Below are 23581 nucleotides of genomic sequence, written 5' to 3' on the forward strand. Positions count from 1 at the left end.
TTCAAACGGCGTAAAAATACGCCTATCAATTGACAGAAACTCAAGAACGGTAAGCGCTGTTCCTGATTTTGAGATTATGAGCAAAATACGTTCCATTTTATACGCTGTTTGTTTTTTATATTAATTTCAATAGGTTGAGCGAATAATTGTTGAGCGGTATTAGGATGAGGCCATTTGAAACATCGAGTGATGTAAAAAATGCCGACATCGGCAGTGCGCAAGCGCAGACATCAGGTTCGATATACCCAAGTCTATTAGAGGATGTTTCGCGCAACCGCAACTGCCAGGCCAGCCTTTTTTACTGCTGCCAGCCCAGCCGGCAAATCCGGAAACAAGCAAATGCCAGTCGGAATCGGTACGGCCGCCGGCAAACAAAACAGGTGAAAACAGCCGAGGTACTGGCCGCTCTCACCGAGCAATGACTTAAGCCGGACGGCGTTTGGCGAAAAGCAACCCCATCAGGCCACTAACCAAGAATACGATGGAACCAGGCAGCGGCACTTGGCTGACTACTGCGTCGGCAAAAAGCGCATGCACTTGGGTAGTGGGATGGAAACCGTCCCAAAATACCCGGCTGTCCGGATCGGAACAAACGTCAGGCAAGCTGACGCAGGCTTCCGTGCTATTGGTAAAGCCATAAGCGGTTGGATTTTGGACCACAGCGGTAAAAAAATTATACGCATCGAATTCCACAATTTGAGTAGTGGGCGACAACAAGGACAGTGCGTCGAGTCGGTTGGTTAGTTCCTGGTTGAATGTCAATGAATAATCCTGTGCCGCCACTATCAGGCTTGCCGGCAGAGATTGCGCGAACGGGGTGATGCTCAAGTCCGGCAAATTCGGCACCACGATATGTTGTGCGCCGTAGCCGATTAGCGCGCCGACATAGTTGGCAATATTTGTCGCTGCTGACGTCGCCGAGTTACCCGTCAAAAAGTCGTTGGCCCCACCCCAGACAAAAAACAGCGAATCCAGGGTTACCGCCGCAGTGAATTGCGCTGAAAACAAACCGAATTGTTGCGCCATACCTGGGGCAAGTAATGCGCCTTGGCTGGTTTGGCTGCCGCCATCGCCCTCATTGCCTATTCCCGTCGTCGATCCGGCTACCGCGAAATTAAAAAAATTGCCGGCATTAGCACCACCCGAAAGCACTGAGTTGGCTATATATTCTGCGGCTGTCGGGCCGTTGCTGATGCGGCCCTGGTAATAAGGTGGACAGGGATGGTCAGAATCGCATTTTCCGCCCAGGTTAAAGGCGCTCAGTACCGAGGAGACGCTGGCTCCGCTGTCGGAGAGGCTGTCGCCGAATACGAATAAATTTGAAAAAGCTGTCGCACCAACTTGGCTGCTTGCCAGGAGCGACGCGAAAAATAGTGCAATTGAATAGGGCGTTTTTGTCATGTTTGTCTCCGGTAGTTATCTGTCAATCGGTGAGATGGACGCGTTCGTGTATAAACAACAGCATTGCCGAAGCGCATATTGTCAGCATGCGGCGGCAAGATCCGGATGCCGGCGGATTAGTGCGGATCGAGACATCGGGAGCGGTCTCAATCAACGGTACCGAATTTAGACCCTATCACCTTAACTCAGGCGGGCCGTTCTCGGCAACTGCCAACAGTTTGCCGGCGGTGCCGATTTTTTATACGCTCACAGCCCAGTTTGCAGTCACGATGATAAATTGTCGTGTTTGCGACAATTCGTCTTGCTCTTCCGAGCTTGTCTTGTCGACATCCTGCCAATACCTTCGCTCAAGCCATAATTCTTCAAGCTTTTTCAGTTGGCAAGTCTTTTGCATTACTCCTATCGAAGGCGTTATTCACGCTCCGGTTTTCAAACATTTAATTTTGCGACTCAAGGTTTAACCATGAAAAGCAACTCCCGCACCATCATTATCGACGACACCACGCTCCGCGACGGCGAACAATCGGCCGGGGTAGTGTTTTCGCTGGCGGAAAAGTTGGCGATTGCTGAGCAGTTGTCCGCGCTGGGTGTGCCGGAGTTGGAGATTGGCATCCCGGCCATGGGCGCACAGGAACGGGACGAAATCAAAGCCATTGCTGCGTTAAAACTGCCCAGTAATTTATTGGTGTGGTCCAGGATGCGCGATGACGATTTGCAGCATTCTCTGGGTTTGGGCGTTACCAGTATCGATTTGTCCATTTCCGCCTCCGACCAACACATTCAGCACAAACTCAAACAAAGCCGGGCCTGGGTGTTGGCTACCATCGAGCGTTGTGTGAAAACTGCGGTCGATGCCGGTATGCGGGTATGCGTAGGCGCCGAGGATGCTTCCCGCGCCGACAGCGACTTTCTGACGCAAATGGCGGAAGCCGCACAAGCCGCCGGGGCGTGCCGGATTCGCTTTGCCGATACGGTCGGCATCATGGAGCCGTTCGGCGTATTCGAAGCGATACGCAAGCTGCGCGCCGTCACCGATATGGACATAGAAATGCACGCCCATGATGATCTGGGCTTGGCCACTGCCAACACACTGGCTGCAGCATTTGCTGGCGCGACTCACGTCAATACCACCGTCAACGGTTTAGGCGAACGGGCTGGCAACGCCGCTTTGGAAGAAGTGGTGGTGGGCTTGAAGCAGCTGTACGGATTCGAAACCGGAGTGGACTTGCGCAACTTCCCCGCTTTGTCCCGTCAAGTGGCGACGGCTTCCGGCGACACGATAGGCAGCCGCAAAAGTTTGATAGGCCGCGATGTGTTCAGCCACGAAGCTGGCATTCACGTCGACGGTTTGCTGAAAGATCCTAACAATTATCAAGGTGTCGACCCTGCCTTGGTCGGCCGTAGCCACCAACTGGTACTGGGTAAGCATTCCGGCAGTCAAGGTGTGGTGCACGCCTACAAACAACTGGGCATCCAGATCAACCGCTGGCAGGCTGGCCGCCTGCTGCCGCTGATTCGCGAGTTTGTCAGTTTGCACAAACGCGCACCGCAATCGACCGATTTGAATCAATTTTTACACAGCCTATAGCGAGGTGTCAGATGAGTAGCAATCGTCAAAAACCAGCCGTGCCCAGCACCGCCAAAGTGGACGTACCGCAGCAAACTGTGGCGCAGCACGAACTGCCAGATGACCGTTACCCTGGTTCTTTTTTCCGGGTGCCCGGCGTGCCCATGCCCGGTAAAACCACCTGGAGCTTGGCAAAATGATGTTCTTCTCGCCGTCGCGTCCCAGCGTTGCAGCCGGACTCTGGCAAGACTGGCGCGACGATGTGGCCTGTGTGTTTGCCCGGGATCCGGCAGCGCGCGGCTTACCGGAAGTGTTACTGGCTTATCCGGGGGTGCATGCGGTGCTGCTGCATCGGGTTACCAACCGCTTATGGCACGCCGATTGGAAATTGACCGCGCGCTTACTGGCGGCTTTTGCCCGCTGGCTGACTAATGTTGATATTCATCCGGGCGCGACGATAGGCAAACGCTTTTTTATCGATCACGGTGCAGGCGTGGTGATCGGCGAAACCGCCGAGATCGGTAACGACGTGACGATGTACCACGGCGTGACGCTGGGCGGTACCACCTGGAACAAGGAAAAACGCCATCCGACGCTGGGCAATAACGTGTTGATCGGTGCCGGTGCCAAGATCCTCGGCGCGATCAATCTGGGCGATAACGTGCGAGTCGGTGCCAATTCCGTGGTGATCAAAGATGTGCCGCCCTGCTGCACCGTCATCGGTATTCCCGGCCGGATTATCCAGCAGAAAGGCATAAAAATTCAGGATCCACGCGGTATTGATCTGGACCACCATTTAGTGCCGGACCCGGTGGGCAAAGCGCTGAGCTGTTTGGTGGAGCGTCTGGACGAGTTGGAAAGTAATCAAAAACGCTTTGTGGTCGCGGAAGAAACCTGCGGCAGCTGCGAAGCGGAAGGCGTCTGCCACGGCGAAGACGTGGTGGTACTGAAGCAAGCAGCGGGTGGCAAGTAATGGAAATGGATCTATTGCAATTTGATGCCAAGGACCTGTATTACGAGAAAGCCGATAGCCAGGAAGTGGAGGATTTAATCCAGTATGCCTCGGAGTTGTATGCCAGCGGCGAAGCGGAACTGCCGCTATTACAAGCGTATTTGCGAGCGCCGGAATCCTTGAATGTACTGGTGTCGCTGAATCGATTCTATTACTACCAGCATCGTTTACCGGAGGCGTTATTGATCTCCGAAAGGGCCTTGAGCCTGATCCGGCCCGGTATCGATTTTCCGGAAGATTGGCGGCAGCTGGAAAGAACGCATATCAGCGAAGCGCCGAAAGATGCGCTGACGCGAATCAGACTGTATTTGTTCACGTTGAAATCTATCGGCTTTTTGAACATGCGCTTGGAAAACCTGGAACTGAGCAAGGCGATTTTCGAAAAGTTGGTGTCCCTGGATGATAAGGACAGGATAGGCGCGCAGGGGCTTTTGGAGCTGGTTGTGCGCCGGCAAGAGGCGGCGGAAGGTATTTTTCGCATGCCGCAAGCTTTCGGGTAGGCATCGCCCAACAACTGGATGCCCACGATAAGTGATGTTTGTTGTTCCGCGCTATTAACCTAAAGGTGATCGCCATGATGAAGAAACAAAAATCCGATCCATTTTTGGCCCAAACAGCTGTGATGCTGGTGGTTTTATTAGTGGTGTACGCATTGGGAGAACAACCTGCCAATCTTGATCACCTGATGATGAGGTAATGACGATGAGTTTAGAAGAAGATATGGAAGAGCTGGAAGCCGCGGAAGACTTTCTGCGGTATTTCGAGCTGGAATACGATACGACCGTCGTCCACGTCAACCGGCTACATATCCTGCAGCGCTTCCACAATTATCTGAGTCAGGCCGGCGATAGCATGCCGGAAGATGAAGATGCGCAACGGGAAGTCTACAAAAAGCTGTTGCATCGCGCTTACAGCGACTTCGTGGACTCCGATGCGCAGACCGAAAAAGTATTTAAGGTCTTTAAGATGATGGAACCGCAAACCGTGTTTGTTTCGCTGGGTGACATAAAAACATGATAGAAGAACGTTACGACGAAGAGCGCTTCGAATTCGGCGAACGGGTCAGGCTGACGCGTAACGTTCGCAACGATGGCACCTATCCGGGCATGGATGTCGGCGACTTTTTGCTGCGCCGAGGCAGTGTCGGCAATGTCATCGAAGTCGGCACCTTCCTGCAAGACCAAGTGATTTACACCGTGCATTTTCTGGATGCCGGGCGCATGGTCGGGTGCCGGGCCGAAGAATTGATCTCTGCCGATGCGCCTTGGAATCCAAGCCGTTTCGAGTTCCGCGACCAGGTGGTGTGTACGATAGACATCCCCACCCAAGAGGGTAGCTACCCTGCCGGTACCCAAGGCGAAATCTTGAAAGTGCTGCGGGACAGCAATCCCGTGCTCTACCACGTGCGATTCCCGGGTAAAACCATGCAAGTGCCGGAAAGCGTATTGGAGCCGGCAGACCCATCCACCTTTAAAGAACCGGAGGCATAACGTGAGTCAGACTTCGATAGAGCCTTATACCCTGTTACGGGCAGCTTTGAGCCTATTCCAGAAGGCACCGGCCGAATTGGAGCAACTGCAATTGCGCCAGGTGGAAGTGCAGGCTAAAAATGAATACGAGATCGAAGGCCGGGTATTGAGTTCGTCTGAAGCGACCGGTGTGGTGATTTCCGACACGGAATTGGATAGGGCCTTCAAGGAAGTACGCGGCCGCTTTGAAGACGAAGAGGCATTTTTAGCAGCGTTGAGCGCCAACGATTTAGATATTGATAAACTCAAAGCCGCCTTGTATCGGCAGTGCAAAGTGGATGCGGTGATGGATAGAGTGGCGGCCCGTGCCCCTAAGGTCAACGAGGTGGAAATTGGGATTTTCTACCACTCGCACCCGGAAAAATTTCATAAACCCGAAACGCGCCAGGCCAGACATATCTTGATCAGTATCAATCCGGATTACCCGGACAATACCCGCGAGGCAGCTTGGCGGCGGATTAACGAGGTTCTTGGCACCTTGAAACGCAAGCCGCATAAATTTACCGATCTGGCGCTGAAATATTCGGAATGCCCAACGGCGGTACAGGGCGGCGAAGTGGGTACGGTCGCCAAAGGCACCTTGTTTCCGGAACTGGATGCGGTATTGTTTAGTTTGAAAGAAGACGCCATCAGCGATGTGGTAGAAACTGAGATGGGCTTCCATGTGATTCAATGCATGAAGATCATTCACGCCGAAACCATGTCCTTGAAAAAAGCGACCCCGAAGATTCAGCAGATCATGCAGGATCGTTACCGCAGAAATTGCCAGCGCACTTGGCTGGCCAGTCTGCCCGCAGTCAACAGGAGTGCCTAACATGGTAAAAGAACCCAAACATTGTTCGTTTTGCGGTATCGAAGCATCGGCGGCCGTGCCGATGATTGCCGGCACGGAAGGCTACATCTGCGAAGCTTGCGTGATGTTGGCCAGCCAGGTGGTATCCAGCTGGGGCAAGAAAAAAGAATTAGCCGATATGCAAGGCCCCTTGCCCAAGCCGGCGGAAATGAAAGCCATGCTCGATCAGTATGTGATCGGCCAGGACTTGGCTAAGGAAATCTTGTCGGTAGCGGTGTATAACCACTATAAACGCTTGAAAAACGTTAGTCGTAAAACCGGCGGTTTGGGCGAGTCCGATGATAGTGTGGAAATCGGTAAATCCAATATATTGATGATAGGCCCCTCTGGCACCGGCAAAACCTTGCTGGCTAGCACGCTGGCAAAAATCGTCGGCGTACCGTTTGCCGTTGCTGATGCGACGACCTTGACCCAGGCCGGTTACGTCGGTGACGACGTGGAAAATATCCTGGTGCGCTTGCTGGATGTAGCCGACGGCCAGATCAGCAGAGCCGAATGGGGCATGGTGTATATCGATGAAGTGGACAAGATTGCCCGCAGCCCGGAACAAGCTTTCGGTACTCGCGACGTGTCCGGCGAGGGCGTGCAGCAAGCCTTGCTAAGGCTGGTGGAAGGCTCTCAAGTTAAAGTTTCTGCCAAGGGCCGGCGCAAGGATCACAGCGGCAACGACTCGGTGATGATCGATACCAGCAATATTTTGTTTATTGCCGGCGGCGCGTTTCCGGGCTTGGAAAAGCACGTGGAAAAACGTTTGTTGCCGCCGAAAACCGCTATCGGTTTTCATGCCGAAGTCAGCAACCCGGACGACAAACCGACGCTGGAAGCGATGTTGAATGCCACGCAGCCGGACGACTTGAAACGCTTCGGCTTGATCCCGGAATTTATCGGCCGTTTCCCCGTGTTGGCGCCGTTAGAGCCGTTGGATGTGGATGCCTTGATCCAAGTCTTGACCGAACCGAAAAACGCTTTGGTCAAACAATACCAACATCTGTTTGCCTTCGATGATGTCGAGTTGGAGTTCACTCAGGATGCCTTGGTGGAAATCGCCGAAAAAGCCATTGCCCGCAACACCGGTGCCCGAGGCCTACGCGGCATCATGGAGCACGTACTGCGCCGCACCATGTTCGATTTACCCTCCAGGCCGGACGTCGAGCGCTGCATCGTGAATGCCGAGGTGATACGCGGCGAAGCGGAAATTGAAGTGGTGCCGCGCGACAAACCCACAGACGGTGACGGTTTGAAACGGTTATCGGGTGGGGAGTGAGTTTGGCGGCTGGGCTGCGCAAGCCGCAGCCCAGCCCTGGCATTGAAAAGTTTTAGTTAATCGAGAAACCTACTATGAGCGTTAAAGAAAAAATCTTGCAACAACTTGCCGAAAATCCGGTGATTATTTACATGAAAGGCGTACCAAGCGCTCCGGAATGCGGTTTTTCCGCGAAGACTGTCGGCATCTTGAACGAAACCAAGATCCCTTACGCTTATGTCAACGTCTTACAATCGCCGTTCATCCGCGAAAAGCTGCCGTCCATTTCCAAATGGCCTACCTTCCCGCAAGTGTTCATTAACGGTGAACTGATCGGCGGTGCCGACATCGTCGAATCCATGTACAAGGACGGCACCCTGTTACCACTATTGCAAGCGACCGTTCAGCCCGCCGAGAGCGCGGACGCCAGTCAAACCATTACCCATTCCGAAGTGGAAGCCTTGATTCTGGCGGCCTATCCGGGGGCCACTATCGGCATCGAGGGTGCCGGTTGCGATTTAAACATCACCGTGGTCAGCGAATTGTTCGCCGATCAACCCATGATCAAACAACATCAAGGCGTCATGGCTACATTGAGCGCGCCGTTGGCGTCCGGCCGTTTGCATGCCGTCACGCTAAAGACCCATACGCCCGAAGCCTGGGCCGCCCAACAACCGGCGGCAAATCCGGGCTTGCTACAAATTCAAATCTGATCTAGTTAACAAGGAGACAATACTATGGCAAAAGTAGGCATTTTTTTTGGTACCGATACCGGCAACACGCGTAAAGTCGCCAAGACCATTGCGACGAAATTGGGTGATGCGGCCGACAAACCGGTCAATATCAACAAAGCCTCCGTGGACGATTTGTTGGCTTACGACGTCTTGATTGTCGGTTCGCCCACTTACGGCGAAGGAGAACTGCCGGGCATGAGCGCCGGACACGACAACGAGAGCTGGGAAGAATTTCTGCCCACGTTGGCGGGTGCCGATTTCTCCGGCAAAACCGTCGCGATCTACGGTCTAGGTGACCAGGAAGGCTATCCCGGCAATTTCGTCGATGCCTTGGGCTTTTTATATGACGCCTTTGCCGACGCCGGTGCCACCATCATCGGCATGACCAGCAGCGAAGGTTACACTTTTAAAAAGTCCAAAGCCTTGCTGGGCGACCAATTTGTCGGTTTGGCATTGGATGAGGATAACCAGAAAGAGCTGAGCGAAGGTAGGCTCAGCGCTTGGCTGGATTCTATTTCCTCCGCCTGGGCTTGATAGGCTAGCCATGATCGAAGAAGCGGCTGTCGTTACCCGCGTTAGCGATGGCCGCACCTGGATCAAAAGTCTGCAAAGTAATGCCTGCAGCGGCTGTTTGCAACAACCGTCCTGCGGCACCGCTACGCTGGCAAAAGTGCTCCCTAAACGCGAGTTTCCAGTCGATTGCGACATAAACCTGCAAGCCGGCGATCATGTGATGGTGGAGATAGACGACAGCCAACTGTTGCTCACGTCGCTATTACTCTATCTGGTGCCGTTGATTTTCATGCTGCTTGGGGTGGGCATGGCCGAAGCCTGGCTACCCGAACCGTTTAATAGTGGTTACTTACCCGAAGTGGCGTTAAGCACATTGCTGGCCGGCTTTTGGTTGATAAACCGCTGTCAAAATCTGCTACTGCTCCATCTTTGTTTTAAGCCGCAAATCGTCAAGAAACTCGGTAATGATTGAGTTTTCGCGTGTTGATGCGCATGCCGATACAAGATCAGCAAGATGTTGAGTGCCATGTTATCCGCCAACGGTGGACGACTGCACGTCTAGTCATTAGCCGCAATGGAATTGGGCCTTTGTAGCCTTGATGCAGCGCTAGCGGAATCGGCGTTGGCTTTGCCTGTCATCAAGTTAAGACCGGCAATTGAAGGGTGTTGGCCTGCGAAACCTCGATTCCATCGAGGCTACTTGCTGGCCGATTCCGGGAATCGGAATTTCATTGACTGCTTTCCGGCGATGTGTCTGAAGAGAAGACGGTCGCCAGACGACCCTTAGGCGACATTCAGATTTTCCAGTTTCTTTAAAGTGAATTCGTAAAGCGGACATTCATTTTTCTTAGGGTTTGTCGGCCTTCGAGTGGCGACAAAGTATCGATCGGACTAAACCGTTCAGACGGCACGTTCTTATAGCGAAATCTTCGACCAAGGCGGGTGTTATCCTTCCAGGCAACAAACTCTGTTTGCGATTGACAGCAAGGTATTTCACTTAATTTTTCATAAAAAATAGGGCATTTAACGCATTTTTCTTTTGTGACTTTGCCTCATCGATCCAATTCACGTTGATGTTTTACCAGAAAATATCACATCTACTATTACCTAACTAATTGTAAATAAATGCTTTGTTTCAATGAGGCGCTTTGAACAAATACCGACCCACTTAAATTGGAATATTTATTGCTCATTTTAACGGTTATTTGCTAAAAACTTAACCCCCCCAGAGAACACAAAATCAGCAATCTTTAGGATGAAGTGAGGCAACCACAACTATGATCAAAAGTCTGCATGGAGCTTTAAAAGTAGATCTTTCAATGATGAATAGGAGTTATTAATGGCAACGGAATTGCTGACTAATGAAGCCTTGTCCCAACTTTATCGAGAGCATCATTCTTGGCTACTAAGCTGGCTGGACAAGCGCGTGCAATGTCGCTTGCAAGCCGAAGATCATGCGCAGGACACATTTGTGCGGGTAATGGCATCGGGTCGCACACCGGATCTAAACGAACCCAGACCCTATCTCGCCACCATCGCAAAAAACTTACTGATAAACCACTGGCGTCGAGCCACCATTGAACAAGTGTACCTGGAACGCCTCTCGGCGCTTCCTGAAGCCACTTCGTTGTCAATGGAAGAAAATGCCATTATTCTGGAAACCCTGCAAGAAATTGATGAATTGCTTAATCGACTACCTGAAAAAGCACGTAAAGCATTTTTTATGTCTCAGATCGATGGGCTTACCTATGTTGAAATTGCCGAAAAACTGGGCGTCAGTGACCGCATGGTCAGAAAGTACATGGTACAAGCCATGGTGTTGTGTCTGAGCGTGGAGTTCTAACAGCACATGCCTTCCGGAGATCGGCAAAAAATTCATCCTCGCGTCGTGGCCGAGGCTGCTGAATGGTTTATGGTCCTAAGTTCTGGCAGCGTTCGCCCAGAGGAAACCGCCCAGTGGCAAGCTTGGTTAGCGTTGCACCCGGACCATCAAATGGCTTGGGCCAGAGTCGAGTTTTATTCCGGCAAACTCAAATCACTCCCGCCGCAAGCCGCTTTCGCAACAACCGCAGCATTAAATGCCCCCAATCTCAATCGAAGACGCATGCTGTTGAGCATGGCCATGTTTGGCCTCGCAGGCATGTCGGGTTGGCAGATTTCTCGCGGCCGCTACTGGCAGGAATGGTTGGCCGATCAACATACAGCACTCGGCGAAAGCAAAATCATCACCCTAACCGATGGTTCCACCGTGGTTCTGGATAGCGGCAGCGCGCTTAACGTCGACTTCTCGGTTAATTTCCGCCGGCTGCAACTGGTTAAAGGGGAAATTTACATCGAAACAGCGCCTGATACCGTTGGCTGGAAACGGCCGTTTGTCGTGGATACGCCGGAAGGCCGGGTTCTAGCACTTGGAACTCGCTTTAGTGTGAGCCAACAAGAAAACCGTACACAGGTGACTGTGTTTCAAGATGCTGTAGAAATTCAGCCAACCGACACAACTTCCGCCAAACAAACCCTGCGCGCCGGCCAACAAGCTCAGTTTGCGGCTAACCACATTGAGTCGATCTACCAACACAACCAGGATAGACCGGCTTGGACGCAAGGCTTTATTGTTGCCGATGACTTGCCACTTAGCGAGTTCTTGCTGCAACTAAGCCGTTACCGGCCAAGCTATATCACCTGCGCTCCCGAGATAGCTGATTTACGGATCATCGGCTCCTATCCACTGAAAGATACCGACAAAATTCTTGCGTTTCTTGAGGCCAACCTGCCCGTCAAACTCTCACACCCGTTACCGTTCTGGGTTAAAGTCCTGCCGCGTTAATCGAGCTTTTTGTCAGTCGCAGACCAGTGACTATTGTTGAGTTTGTGCGTTTTGAAATGCTTGCATTCGCATTCTAATCAGCCACAGAGTCTGATTTACCCAAAAATATTCTTTTTTAAAAACAATTAGTTAAAAAATTTATTAAATTTTCTACAATTTGCAGTTCCGGTTTTTTCCTCCTCGTTTGTATTAGCTAATGAAAACACCACACATGGAGAAAAAACCGATGTCAAACACACACCGCCGCTGCAATCCGGGTTCTCAGCCATCCCGATTGAGCCAAGCCATACAGGGAATTCTATTGGCTTCAGCGCTGACCGCTTCAGTCGCAGCCCATGGAGAAGAAACTACCAACAGGAAGAGCTACCACATCAGCGGCGGCTCCTTGGGACATGCCCTTAGCCAGTTTGCGCGTGATGCCGGCATCCTGTTTACCGGGGAATCGACATTGACCGACGGCAAAACCAGCAAGGGCTTGGATGGCGAATACACCGTCGAAGAAGGCTTTCGAAAGCTCCTCGCGGGAACGGGTTTGACCTATACCATCACGAGCGACAATGCGGTAGCGATCAGGGTTGCGGAAACGGGAAGTGACGCGGCTTCGGCTTTGCCGGCGGTGAAGGTTGTTGGGCAGGTAGTAGATGTGAACGATCCTTACAATACGGCTTACAACCGGACTGAATCTTCGACTGCCACTAAAACCGACACCCCGATTATGGAGACGCCGATGTCCATTCAGGTGGTGCCCCGAGCAGTGATGCAGGATCAACAAACTACTAGAGTAAAAGACGCGCTTGAGAATGTCAGCGGTGTGCGTTCCAACACAACGCTGGGTTATGGAACTGGCTTTATTATTCGGGGATTTCGCAATCAGAGAGTGTTTCGAAACGGTCTTGTTGCTAACGGCATTTCGATAGGAGGCGCTACTGAGCTCGACACCGCTAATCTGCAAAACGTTGAAGTACTTAAAGGGCCTGCGGCCATGCTATTTGGCCGGATAGAACCGGGTGGCCTTATCAACGTGAATACCAAACGTGGGGAAAAATCATCACGTTATTCGGTGGAACAACGTTTCGGTTCCTATGACTTTTACCGCACCGAATGGGATGCAACCGGCTCTCTTACCGACGACCAGTCATTAACTTATCGCTTTTCCGGTAGCAATCAAAATAATAATTCATTCAGGGACTTCAATTTTAATGATCGTGTCTCTGCCTACTCCTCTCTCACTTGGCGGCCCAGCGATGCAACTGAAATGTCTTTGGATGTCGAAGGCTTGGATCAGGATTTTCAAGTTGATCGCGGCTTGTTTGCGATAGGAGACAGGCCTGCACCAGTTCCTGTCGAACGTTCATATATTGATCCAAACGACCCGGTAGATACGTTATCGAATATCAATTTGGGATTCAATTTAACCCACGCCTTTAACGATGATTGGTCATTACATCATCGTTTTTTAGCTACCCATAACCAGAGTTCTGATATTTCCGTCAAACCGGCTAATGCTTTCACCGTGCAGCAATTCTTGAATCCAAGCCAAGGGAATCGCACTTATCTACGCAATATATTTTCCCAAACAGTGAAATCTCAAACGTACACGACCAATTTGGATTTAACTGGAAATATTAATTTCTTGGGCACTCAACATCAACCTCTAGTCGGCTTCGATTATTTAAGATCGACGGGCAGTTATTTAACTCGAGGTAATTTTGTGAATCCGATCAATGGCTTGGGTATTGACATATACAACCCGGTATATGGCATTGATCCTTCGTTCTATGACACCGCTTTAGCAACGCCATTTCCTGCCGGGCTTAATCATTCGTATATGAGGGATGAATGGTATGGTGTGTACTTTCAGGACCATATAACCCTTTGGGATTCCGTTCATTTGATTGGCGGCGGTCGCTACGATTGGGCGACAACCGGTCGGGGTAGAGATGCTACGTTTAGCGCTGCGGAAGCCGTATTACCTGAGCGAAATGATGAAGGCTTCAGCCCACGGGTGGGCGTTTTATATCAACCCGTATCATGGATGAGCATTTACGGTAACTGGACGACGTCTTTTGGGGCCAATAACGGAGTTACAGCTACCGGGTCGACAATCGCCCCAGAGATTGGCGAGCAGTACGAAGCGGGTTTAAAAACTGAATTATTCGACCGGCGTTTGACGACTACCTTGGCTTACTATCATTTAGCCAAGGAAAATATAATGACCCGCGACCTAAATAGTCCTGATCCTTCTGCCAGAGCGGCGATCGGCCAAGCACGCAGCCAAGGCATCGAATTGGATATGATAGGCCAAATTACTGATGGTCTTAGCTTGATCGGAAACTATGCGTATACCGATGCACGTATTACCAAAGACTATTCCGGTCTTCAGGGGAATAAAATGAATAACGTGCCCGAGCATTCCGGAAGCATGTGGTTAAAGTACGAGATTCAAAATTATGAGCAGTTAAAAGGTTGGAGTGCCGGACTCGGGATGTTTGCCTCAGGACAAAGACAAGGCGACGACGCTAATACTTTTGCTTTGCCCGGTTACGCCCGGTTAGATGCGTTTGCCGCGTATCGTCACGATTTCAAGGATACACGTCTTACAGCGCAGTTAAATATCCGCAACCTGTTGGATAAAACTTATTACGAGTCGACCGATCCTTTTCAAAATGCACCACCGCGCGTCGGCATTTATCCGGGTGCACCTTTGACGGCCATCGGTTCCATACGCTTGGAATTTTAATCGGCCACATTAGGCTTTATGGTTTCCCTAATGTTGTTCAGTAGCACGGGTTAGCTAACAGCGATAACCCGTGCACTGAGCTGCTTAGGTGGTGGCGATCTAACCTATTTAATATTCCACAAAATCGCATGCTTGAAGCATCTACACATCTATTCAATATAGTCTGGCCCAGTCACTTGTTTTCACGAAAAAACTTCCGCAAGCTCTGGCTAAACCTGCATTTGATCCTAGCGCTGACGGTTGGCTTCGAATTTGTCATTCTGGGGCTGACCGGCTCCTGTAATGTGTTTTATTACGAACTTAATGAATTGTTTTTGCCTCCCTTGCCTGCCGCCAGCCAACCACAACCGCGTAGCTTGGACAGTATCATGCAAACCGTTAAAGCCTCGCATCCCCAGAGAACCGGCGGTTGGAGTATGGTTTTACCGGGTTATCAGAGCGATTATGTCTGGGTGAAATATCCAAAACCTGAAGAAACCAAAGATGAGCTGTATGGGCCATTGGAAATCCTGGTCGATCCGTATAGCGGAACAATCGTTGCGGAACATTTTTGGGGGCGGACAGTGATTAGCTTGGTTTACGAAGTGCATGCCGCTTTAGTGACCGGAAAAATAAGTGCCGAGATTGGAAAAATAGGCTTTAAGGTAGTGTGTTTTTTCGGTGTTTTCCTGTTTGTCTCCTGTCTGTCGGGGCTTTATCTGTGGTGGCCACGCGGCGGAAAATTCAAACAAGCTTTGACGGTCAAACTGCATTCCAGCCCGCAACGGTTTTATTTTGACCTGCACAAAACCATTGGCTTTTACAGTTCACTGTTGTTATTGGTGATTGCTTTTACCGGCTTTGCGTTTGGCTACAAGGACGCCATCAAGCCGTTGGTCAACTATTTTTCTGCTGTTAAAGCAGATCATTTAAAAAACCCCGGGCTTAAATCGACGGCACTGGATTTAAGCCCGGCTATTTCAATCGCACAAGCGATAGTTATCGCCGATCAGGTTTTCCCTCATGCGGAACTGCGCGGATTAGATACACCGGACGGCAAAGAAGGTGTTTACATGGTTGCCAAACGGCAAGCGGACGAAGCGTACCGCCAAAGTCCGCGCAGCAAAGTTTGGATAGACCAATACAGCGGCAAGGTGCTAGCTGTCCAGGACCCAAGGCGGTTTACGGCAGGCGAGACATTTTTAAACCTACTATGGTCTTTGCACGATGGCGAATTCCTAGGTTTTCCTGGTCGTGTTCTATGGTTTACGGTTGGCTTTGCACCGTTGGCTTTATACATCACAGGCATTTTACGCTGGCTGCAAAAGCGCCGCGCTGCAGCAATGAAGCTAGCCAAACAAGCATCGACCTGTAACTAGTGATGAGTATCCCTGTGACTACCTTTACCCAAAGGACATAGCAAACTCCACAATCGCTGTCTCAGTCTGACCGCCTGCACATCTTTCTGGCCGGAGCCAATCCATCATAATCACTAAGAACAATGAAGGAGGCGCTTGTATGCGCAAAAACAATAAAAAAGCGCAACTTGAACCACCATTCGTCGTGCCTGCTGAAAAGGCCTCCGAAGTGTTTCCGGCCGTGCGTTACTTTCAGGTTCACTTTGAATATCTGCACGAGCAGATTCAGTTAATTCTGAGCAATCAGGAGTCGCTCCAGCAGCAACTGAAACAGCTAGACAGTCGCTTGCCACGAACCGCCAACGGCCTGCGCCTGAATGCACAAGGCAAAAGCCCGCTTGAGCGCCTGACTGCGGAACATGCAGTGCAGGACAATGAAGCGCCGGGGCTTAATCTGACCGGTGGGCGGTGAACTTGGGTATGTGGTATTCGATCACTCAAACAACGAGTCTGTTTGCGATCCCGCGTTCGTTTATGCAAACGGCGCAAGGCTTGCCGGATCCGAATCATTTTTTGGTGTTGACACCGATGCCCGGTAACCGCTATCGGCGTTCAGTAGCCGTGACGTCTGCAGTATTGGTCGCCGCCTTGCTGCACGGCGGCTTGTTGTTCTGGTATGTCAGCCGTCCCGGCACCGCTGGCGTTTTCAGCCGCAGCACCGTTGCCGATGATCGCCATGGAGTTGTCGGCACCGCCGTCGCCAGTGGTCAATCAACCGATTGCACCACCTCAGCCACCGAAACCCGTCGTGCCGCCCAAGCCGGATAAGCCCAAGGCTAAACCGAAACCGAAGCCGAAACCCTCGGAACGGCTGGTCAAGCAGGTTGAAGAGCGTAAAACCGTCGAACCGGAACCGGTCGCACCGGCGATGCCTGCTGCGGCTGCGCCGCAGGCGTTAAATCACAACGCTTTGGCCGCACCGCGCAATGACACCTATGTGCCGGCGGACAGCAATGCCGCGTATTTGAACAACCCCAAACCGGAATATCCCATGATTGCCCGACAGCGCCATTGGCAAGGGACGGTGTTGCTGCGGGTGTATGTCGGGGCCGATGGCAAAGCCTTGTAAGTCAACCTGCAACGTTCCAGCAATCACGACACGCTGGATGAATCCGCGCTGGAGGCAGTGAAGCAATGGCGCTTCGTGCCGGCTAAGCGTGGCGATACGCCTGAGCCCTGCTGGGTGACGGTGCCGATTGTGTTTGAACTGGATTGATGAACCTCCCCCAAGAGGTGTTATAGGCCAGCCCACCTACCGGGCAGGGTTCGACAAGGAGGTTGAGCCTGGATTACGGATGATCCGGGCGGACGACAGGGATGCACGAACGATGATTTTGATTGAAAAACAATAAACGAGAACGCTATGGGACATATCTTTCACTTTTCCGAAACCGCCATCGTCGATGGCACCTTATGCCTGTTGGGCTGCTTTTCTCTGGTCACCTGGAGCGTGATTCTGCTCAAGGCCGGTGAGCTGTTGTGGCATCGTTACCGCTTGCGCACCCTAATGCCGCACATCAATCTCAATGAATTGCTGCACGCAGGTTTCACGAGCCACAGTCTGGAAGATAAGCTATTGAATACCCCGACTGGACGTTTGTGGCAAATTGGCCAGCAAACCTACGATGCGGCGCGGCCGCAAACCCAAAAGACGCTGCATCACTCGGCCGCTTGGCATGAACTGATCGAACGCAGTTTGCGCCAGCAATTGTAAAAGGAACGGGCGGTGTTTGATTCGGGGCTCGGCTGGCTAGCCAGTATTGGCACCACTGCGCCGTTTGTCGGCTTGTTCGGTACGGTGTGGGCATCATGCATGCCTTGAAAGACACCAGCGCCCAAGGCAATGCCAGTCTGGAAGTGGTGGTCGGACCGATTGGTGAAGCGCTAATCGCCACGGCGGTCGGTCTGGCCGTGGCGATTCCTTCAGTGATTGCATACAACTTTTTCCTGAGGCAAAACCGCAAACTGCTGGCTCAACTGGAACACTTCGCCACCGATTTCCTGCGTGCCTGCATTCAAAACGATCTCAACCAAACCACATCGGGAGTCGACCATGTCCATGCATCTGTCTAATGAAGACGAGGGCGGCGAACTGAGCGAAATCAACGTCACACCGTTGGTGGATGTGATGCTGGTACTGCTGATCGTGTTCATCGTCACCGCGCCACTATTGACCCAAGTGGTCAAGGTCAAACTGCCGAAAACCGAACAGACCGAGCCAACACCGGACAAACACGTTGCCATCCTCGCCGTCACTGCCAGCGGTGAGGCCATGCTGGACGACAAAGCCGTGCCCTTAACCAGCCTGGAAGCCGAACTCAAAGCCCTGCAGGAGCGCGATCCCGAGATCAGCGTGCAACTGCAGGCTCTGACAAAGCCGCCATCTTCGAATCGGTTGTCAAAGTGATGGCCAGCGCCCAGCGCTCGGGGATTGTCAAATTGTCGTTTGTGACGGTGGAGCAGTAAAGGAAACACGAATGGCAGCTTTAGAGCAAAGCCAAAAATTATTCGGTTCATGGGAACGACTGCTTGTGGCCGTTTGGTTGAGGTCGCCAACGGTCGCTTTTTAGCCCTCCAGTTCCCAGAATCTGGATTCGGCTAACTGGCCGGTTTGGAGAAACGCGACTGATCGCAAGAGGTAGATTTCGACAATCCGTTACCGGAATGGGCGGCAGACTTTTCACGGCCAGACCATCTCTATTCCGGCAGACAAAGCTGCCATGTAGGCTTCAGGCGTGTAAACATTTCCATTCCCTTGAGCTCGTGTTGCAAGATTTGCCAGCGGACCAGATCAAACGAATCCCGATACAAACACGCAACCCAATCAGCCAGTTGCACGGCGGCATAGGTCTCGGTATCGTTGGTGTTGCAGACAGAAAGACCGGCGCTGTGTTGGTAGCCCGCGATAACGGTAGTCTCATCATAACCCCACCGATGGAGTGCAAGCGCAGCCAATCCGGTATGAAACGTCGCATCTTCGGGCAAACTCGCTTCGGCAACCGAGGCCACAGGGTTAAGTGCGGCCGGCAGCTCGGAAAAATGCATGTCGGCAAACAAGGTTTGCACGTGCGCGGCAAGCTCGGGGGTATTTGCCGCATGCCAGAAATTGAAGACCACGCTTTGCCGTGGCTGAATAGCCTCCGTGACGCCATGGTATGAATCGGCATGCAGCAAAAAGCCAAAGGCTTTGTTGTACTTCGGATTGACACGAAAAACCGCGTTACTCTCCGGCGAGGCGAATAATTCCAGCACCCCGCCATGCTCGGGTTGCCATTGCTTATTCAGTTGCACAACCAGCCGGGCAATCTCATAACCCACCAGCGGCCGGTCACTGTGTATGCCAATCACTTGTCCAGGCTGCATGCGTTGCGCCGTGACTAGCAGACGATTCGTCAGCGGCAATCCGGTAATTTCGCGCATTCTAGCCAGCACTTCGGTTTGAAATGCCACTGGAATATGCTCAGTAACGTCTCTAAGCGAACACTGGTAAAATGCCCCATCCCGATGCTGCCACTCAGCATCCAGCAAAAATAAACGCTCAAGCGCCGCGCACTGCTCCTGGGAAAAGGCCGAATTGTCGTAAAAAAACGGGAACGGGCTATCGTGCTGAATGGGCTGCGCAAGCAACGGCTAATTTCCTATTTGAAAGACATGAGAACAGTGTTTTGCTGGAAGCAATCGAGGTGACGCACAGCATGTTTGTGTTGCCAAAATGACAAGCAGAGGCATTACACTGATGCGGTTTGGGAGTCAGTTTACTGCTTTGGATACACCTGCACCCACTCGATGCGCGGGCCGTTCATTTCCTTGACGACGATTTCAAAATCGTTGAAGGCGATACGTTCGCCGGCGTCCGGGATGTCGCGCAATTGCGCCAGGATCATGCCACCCACCGAATCCACATCATCCAGATCCAGTTCTTCGTTTTCCACGTCGATGCCCAGAATCCGTTCCAGCGAGAAAATCGGCAAGCTGCCTTTACCCAGCAAGCTACCGTCGTCCTGGCGGGTCCAGTCGCTTTCGGTTTTCCGAAATTCGTCGCGGATTTCGCCGACCATGGCCGACAGCAAATTGTCCAGGGTGATAAAGCCGTGCGGCTTGTGGCCTTTCTGGCCGATGACCGCAAAGTGCGGTGAGCCTTGGGTAAAGCGGCGGAATAATTCCAGCGCCGGCATATGCGCGGAGATATGTTGAATCGGCCGTAAATAGGGTTCCAAATCGTCGATTTGCTGGCCGTGTTGTTGCGCCAAAAATAAGTCTTTTAAGTGGATAACGCCCAACACGTCGATGCCGTTGCCATCGAAATACGGGTAGCGGCTGAAGCAGCTTTTATACACCGTATCCAACATTTCTTGCTGAGATTGGCCTTGATATAGCGCGGTGATTTCGTGGATGGGTCGCATTAAATCCGACACTTCCAGCTTGCCGAAATCCAGAGCTTTAGCCAGCACGTTGCATTCGTCGCTGGTCAGATTTTCACCGGCCCGGCTGGAGCGCAAAATCAGTTTCAATTCGTCGTTGGAATAATGGCTGTCTTGATTGTGGCTGTTGCTCAAGCCGGCTATGCGTAGCACCAGATTGGCGCTGCCGTTTAACAACCAAATCGCCGGATACATCAACCAATACATCGCATACAGCGGTCCGGCGCTCCATAAACCTATGCCTTCCGGATTACGGATCGCCAGTGATTTGGGCGCTTGTTCGCCCACCACGATATGCAGAAAGGAGATGGTGCAAAATGCAAAGCCAAACGAAATATTGTGAATGATTTCCGGAGAGGTGATTTCGGCTTTGGCAAACAGTGGAACTAACAGGTCGGCGAAAGCCGGTTCGCCGATCCAGCCCAAGCCCAGGGAAGCCAGGGTAATGCCGAGCTGGCAAGCGGATAAGTAGGCATCGAGTTGTCTGTGTACTTTGGCTAGTATCCTGCCTCGCCAACCTTCGGTTTGTTCAATGGCTTTAATCCGGGTTTGCCGCAATTTAACCAAACTGAACTCGACTGCGACAAAGAAGCCGTTGAGACATACCAGCAGCAAGGCGCAGGCGACCAGGACAAGATTACTCATAGATGAAGCATTGATTACAGCGGAAACAGCATTATACCGGTAATCCGCGTCTTTGCTTGTTACGTGATGTTGCTAAACTCAGACCGTGCTTATTCGGGCGGGCCGGGCAGGCGTTCAACATTGGCGGCCATATGCGTTGGATATAGCGCCGGGCCGAATTGGGTAAAGATTGCCACATCTGCCGCATCGTGGCCGTAAGCGACGATGACCCGCCCGCCGCAAGGCTCGGCTTGGGTGGGATCGAAGGTGTACCAGCGTCCGTCCACATAAGCCTCGAACCAGGCGTGAAAATCCATGGGCTGTAAACCATATAAATAACCGACCACCATCCGTGCCGGAATGCATAAAGCCCGGCACAAGGCGATGCCCAAATGCGCCAGTTCGCGGCACACGCCTTCCCCGGCCAGATTGGTTTCAACCGCGGAGAGCTGGAAATGCGGCGAATCCGGATTGAAGCGGATATTCTCGCGCAGCCAGCGGTGCAGCATGGCGACTTGGTCATAGCCGGGGATGGCGTCAGCGACGATGTCCTGGGCCAGTTCGATAAACCGGTCGGATTCGCAATAGCGGGTTGGCGTCAAATAGGTCAGCACGCTATCCGGCAAGTGTTGTACTTCCGTGAACGGTGCGCCCGGGCAGACATCGATATGCTCATGGGTATGTATATGGGCGCTGGTGCGCACGGCAAACTCACCGGGTGGGGCAATCAGGCGCTGACAGAGATTGCCGTAGTAGTCGGTAAATTCGAAGACCGGCACCGTCGGTGTCAAGGTGTACGACTCCCGCGCTACCCATTGATTTGCGCCGCTACGCGGCCGCAGCATCAAAATAAAAGGGGTGTCGATGCTGACATCGAAGGTTATTTCGCAACTCGTGCGCAACCACATATGAGGGTCCTTGTGTTGATTACCGAAAAATCAGCCTTGGGGCACGCGCGACAGGCGCGTTGCCGGAACCAGCCGCTTGAGCTACTTGGTATTACGGGTTAAATCTTGGCTTTGCCTGAGCGGAGAGGCCAGAACGGGATCGACAGCACCAGTATACACAGCAACCAAGCGACGAGTTGCTGATTGTAAAGCGTATATCCCAGCGCCACCGGCAAGCCTTCACTAAAGCTGGGATGCGCTTGGATGAAATCGTAGGCGGCCATGAACTCGTGCGTTTCACCTATCACCACGGCGAATGTGCCGGCGCTTAAAAAATACGCCAGCAAGCGGTCGCGTGGCGTTTGCGAATCCCCGCCGGACAGGCTATCAAAGCAGAGCATCTGCCGGCAAAAGCGCCGCTGGGCCAGGCATAGGCAGACGATCAAACCGCAGACGCCAAGGGCCGGAATCGCGAATTGTTCGACTGGAAAGCTTAGATACCGGCCGTTGATCGCCAGACTGTAAGTTTTATACAGCGCCAGAATCCCGAAAAATAGATAGACGCTTCTCAAACGATGGGCTAGGGTCGGCGCTGCGGATTGCTCGGCTAAAATCGCATAACTGCGTTGTAGCAGCAAAGCGCCCAACACGCTGTTGGCGGCGATAATCAAGAGGGTGTAAACCTGTTGCCAGAGGCTGTAGCTGGTAAACCACGCAAAACTCGCCAGCGTGACTAGGCAAACGCCACACGCTTGGGCCAACGTCAAAAAGACCAGCTGGCGGGGCCACGATAGCTGGGCCAATTTTTTAAAGTAGGCCGCTACCAACAACAGCCATAAACCCGTCGCCCAGGCAAAATGCGCTAGCCAGTCCGGGTTTTCGTACACCGGGCCGGTCAGCGGAAACACCGGTTCGCGGTCGATAGTCAGCAAGCCCCAGTTGGCGCCGACCACGCCTTCGTTATGGCTTTTCCAGGGTTGGTTAAACGCTTCGACGATGTTGTAGTCCAAACCGTGCCGGTTGACGACCTCGATCAGACTGCGGATGAAGCGGGTTTCATTGACTACGCTGGGCACGGCTTGGCCACGCTGGCGGCCGGCGGCCGGCCAGCCGGATTCCCCGATTAGAATCGGTTTGTTCAGGCCCATGCTGTGGGCTTTGGCTTCGATTTGTTGGACGATTTTCTCCACATGTCCGGCCGCGTCTTCAATCGCTACCGGCTCGTCTTCCCAATAGGGCAGAATGTGTACGGTAATAAAGTCCACTTCCTGCATCAGTTGCGGATATTTCAAGTAGATAGACCAGACATCGGCATACGACACCGGCTGTTTCACCGCCTGTTTAACCTGGCGGATATAACTTATCAGCGTGTCTACATCCATGTCTTTGCGCAGCAGCACTTCGTTGCCCACCAGCACCCGCTTGATCACGTCCGGATGGGCGTTCACCGCTTCGATCAGCGCGGCGATTTCCTTTTTGTTACTGGCATGCCCATCGCCGAGCCAGCCGCCTTGAATCATTTCCACCCCGTGTTTACGGGCAAATTCGGGTGTCGGCTGCATACCGCCCAGTATCGAGTAGGTGCGGATGGTATGGGTTTTATCGGCAATCAAACCCAGGTCGGCGTCGATATGCTCGGGCAACGGAAACTTTTCTTCAATTGGGCTAAACCCCTCGCGATAAGGAGCAAACGACAAACTGCGCAATTTACCCGAAGGCACATCGACACCGGCGTCCTGGGGGCGATTCAGGCTCCAGGCGATAGCGCCGTGAACGGCAAAGATGAACATGAGGCAGAACAGCAGTTTGGTGGGGCGCATGACAGGGGATGGTTAA

At 52.4% G+C, this 23581-nt stretch carries 27 protein-coding genes and 1 pseudogene; 23 read left to right on the forward strand and 5 right to left on the reverse strand.

Annotated features, from left to right (window positions below):
• Positions 1–423: 423 nt before the first annotated feature.
• Positions 424–1401, reverse strand: a complete 978-nt coding sequence (locus EBB_RS07555; protein WP_192393146.1) for an SGNH/GDSL hydrolase family protein — start codon at positions 1399–1401, stop codon at positions 424–426.
• Positions 1402–1864: 463 nt separating this feature from the next.
• Between EBB_RS07555 and nifV the strand changes: the two genes are divergently transcribed.
• From nifV to EBB_RS07660, 23 genes and pseudogenes are all read left to right on the forward strand, one after another.
• Complete coding sequence (nifV, locus tag EBB_RS07560; protein ID WP_192393147.1) at positions 1865–2989, forward strand: homocitrate synthase; 1125 nt, start codon at positions 1865–1867, stop codon at positions 2987–2989.
• Positions 2990–3000: 11 nt separating this feature from the next.
• Entirely contained in the window at positions 3001–3168 is a 168-nt protein-coding gene (locus tag EBB_RS07565) for a hypothetical protein (protein ID WP_192393148.1), read from the forward strand.
• Complete coding sequence (gene cysE / locus EBB_RS07570; RefSeq protein WP_371741549.1) at positions 3168–3941, forward strand: serine O-acetyltransferase; 774 nt, start codon at positions 3168–3170, stop codon at positions 3939–3941. Before EBB_RS07565 ends, cysE begins: the two co-directional genes overlap by 1 nt.
• The gene (locus tag EBB_RS07575; RefSeq protein WP_306789992.1) at positions 3941–4480 is read left to right on the forward strand and encodes a hypothetical protein; all 540 of its coding nucleotides are present in this window, start codon (positions 3941–3943) and stop codon (positions 4478–4480) included. Before cysE ends, EBB_RS07575 begins: the two co-directional genes overlap by 1 nt.
• A 74-nt stretch (positions 4481–4554) precedes the next feature.
• Positions 4555–4677, forward strand: coding sequence for a hypothetical protein (locus EBB_RS26425; protein WP_256438917.1), 123 nt, complete (start codon positions 4555–4557; stop codon positions 4675–4677).
• 5 nt (positions 4678–4682) lie between these two features.
• Entirely contained in the window at positions 4683–4997 is a 315-nt protein-coding gene (gene nifW, locus EBB_RS07580; RefSeq protein WP_192393150.1) for a nitrogenase-stabilizing/protective protein NifW, read from the forward strand.
• Complete coding sequence (locus EBB_RS07585; protein WP_192393151.1) at positions 4994–5470, forward strand: nitrogen fixation protein NifZ; 477 nt, start codon at positions 4994–4996, stop codon at positions 5468–5470. The genes nifW and EBB_RS07585 overlap by 4 nt, the downstream gene beginning before the upstream one ends.
• Position 5471: 1 nt before the next feature.
• Positions 5472–6323: a nitrogen fixation protein NifM gene (gene nifM, locus EBB_RS07590; RefSeq protein WP_192393152.1), complete on the forward strand. Its 852-nt coding sequence runs from the start codon at positions 5472–5474 to the stop codon at positions 6321–6323.
• A gap of 1 nt (position 6324) precedes the next feature.
• Entirely contained in the window at positions 6325–7626 is a 1302-nt protein-coding gene (gene clpX, locus EBB_RS07595; RefSeq protein WP_192393153.1) for an ATP-dependent Clp protease ATP-binding subunit ClpX, read from the forward strand.
• A gap of 74 nt (positions 7627–7700) precedes the next feature.
• Entirely contained in the window at positions 7701–8318 is a 618-nt protein-coding gene (grxD, locus tag EBB_RS07600; RefSeq protein WP_192393154.1) for a Grx4 family monothiol glutaredoxin, read from the forward strand.
• 24 nt (positions 8319–8342) lie between these two features.
• On the forward strand, positions 8343–8873 hold the full coding sequence (locus EBB_RS07605; protein WP_192393155.1) for a flavodoxin: 531 nt from the start codon (positions 8343–8345) through the stop codon (positions 8871–8873).
• 10 nt (positions 8874–8883) lie between these two features.
• Positions 8884–9324, forward strand: a complete 441-nt coding sequence (locus EBB_RS07610; RefSeq protein ID WP_192393156.1) for a SoxR reducing system RseC family protein — start codon at positions 8884–8886, stop codon at positions 9322–9324.
• An 867-nt stretch (positions 9325–10191) separates the two neighbouring features.
• Positions 10192–10695: a sigma-70 family RNA polymerase sigma factor gene (locus EBB_RS07615; RefSeq protein ID WP_192393157.1), complete on the forward strand. Its 504-nt coding sequence runs from the start codon at positions 10192–10194 to the stop codon at positions 10693–10695.
• A 6-nt stretch (positions 10696–10701) separates the two neighbouring features.
• On the forward strand, positions 10702–11676 hold the full coding sequence (locus tag EBB_RS07620) for a FecR domain-containing protein (protein ID WP_192393158.1): 975 nt from the start codon (positions 10702–10704) through the stop codon (positions 11674–11676).
• 196 nt (positions 11677–11872) lie between these two features.
• Complete coding sequence (locus EBB_RS07625; protein WP_225587267.1) at positions 11873–14416, forward strand: TonB-dependent siderophore receptor; 2544 nt, start codon at positions 11873–11875, stop codon at positions 14414–14416.
• A gap of 128 nt (positions 14417–14544) precedes the next feature.
• Complete coding sequence (locus tag EBB_RS07630; protein ID WP_192393159.1) at positions 14545–15774, forward strand: PepSY-associated TM helix domain-containing protein; 1230 nt, start codon at positions 14545–14547, stop codon at positions 15772–15774.
• Positions 15775–15913: 139 nt separating this feature from the next.
• Positions 15914–16225 carry a hypothetical protein gene (locus EBB_RS07635; RefSeq protein ID WP_192393160.1) on the forward strand — a complete coding sequence of 104 codons (312 nt, stop codon included), beginning with the start codon at positions 15914–15916 and terminating at the stop codon, positions 16223–16225.
• A gap of 8 nt (positions 16226–16233) precedes the next feature.
• Complete coding sequence (locus EBB_RS07640; RefSeq protein ID WP_192393161.1) at positions 16234–16581, forward strand: hypothetical protein; 348 nt, start codon at positions 16234–16236, stop codon at positions 16579–16581.
• Entirely contained in the window at positions 16562–16882 is a 321-nt protein-coding gene (locus tag EBB_RS26650; RefSeq protein ID WP_192393162.1) for an energy transducer TonB, read from the forward strand. The genes EBB_RS07640 and EBB_RS26650 overlap by 20 nt, the downstream gene beginning before the upstream one ends.
• A gap of 6 nt (positions 16883–16888) precedes the next feature.
• Entirely contained in the window at positions 16889–17029 is a 141-nt protein-coding gene (locus EBB_RS26655; protein ID WP_192393588.1) for an energy transducer TonB, read from the forward strand.
• Between the two features lie 147 nt (positions 17030–17176).
• The gene (locus EBB_RS25815) at positions 17177–17527 is read left to right on the forward strand and encodes a hypothetical protein (protein ID WP_225587268.1); all 351 of its coding nucleotides are present in this window, start codon (positions 17177–17179) and stop codon (positions 17525–17527) included.
• A 12-nt stretch (positions 17528–17539) separates the two neighbouring features.
• A pseudogene (locus EBB_RS25820) lies at positions 17540–17886 on the forward strand (MotA/TolQ/ExbB proton channel family protein).
• The gene (locus EBB_RS07660; protein WP_306789993.1) at positions 17867–18220 is read left to right on the forward strand and encodes an ExbD/TolR family protein; all 354 of its coding nucleotides are present in this window, start codon (positions 17867–17869) and stop codon (positions 18218–18220) included. The pseudogene EBB_RS25820 and the gene EBB_RS07660 overlap by 20 nt, the downstream one beginning before the upstream one ends.
• Positions 18221–18510: 290 nt before the next feature.
• Here the strand turns inward: EBB_RS07660 and EBB_RS07665 are convergent, their stop codons facing one another.
• The 4 genes from EBB_RS07665 to EBB_RS07680 form a co-directional block, all read right to left on the reverse strand.
• Complete coding sequence (locus EBB_RS07665; protein ID WP_225587269.1) at positions 18511–19440, reverse strand: 2OG-Fe(II) oxygenase; 930 nt, start codon at positions 19438–19440, stop codon at positions 18511–18513.
• Between the two features lie 128 nt (positions 19441–19568).
• Positions 19569–20879 (reverse strand): hemolysin family protein, encoded by a 1311-nt coding sequence (locus EBB_RS07670; protein WP_192393163.1) that lies wholly within the window; start codon positions 20877–20879, stop codon positions 19569–19571.
• Positions 20880–20968: 89 nt separating this feature from the next.
• Positions 20969–21766 (reverse strand): transglutaminase domain-containing protein, encoded by a 798-nt coding sequence (locus tag EBB_RS07675; RefSeq protein ID WP_192393164.1) that lies wholly within the window; start codon positions 21764–21766, stop codon positions 20969–20971.
• 98 nt (positions 21767–21864) lie between these two features.
• Entirely contained in the window at positions 21865–23565 is a 1701-nt protein-coding gene (locus EBB_RS07680) for a glycoside hydrolase family 17 protein (RefSeq protein ID WP_192393165.1), read from the reverse strand.
• Between the last annotated feature and the right edge of the window lie 16 nt (positions 23566–23581).

It is taken from the genome of Methylomonas fluvii (genome assembly GCF_014850975.1).
Taxonomy (GTDB): domain Bacteria; phylum Pseudomonadota; class Gammaproteobacteria; order Methylococcales; family Methylomonadaceae; genus Methylomonas; species Methylomonas fluvii.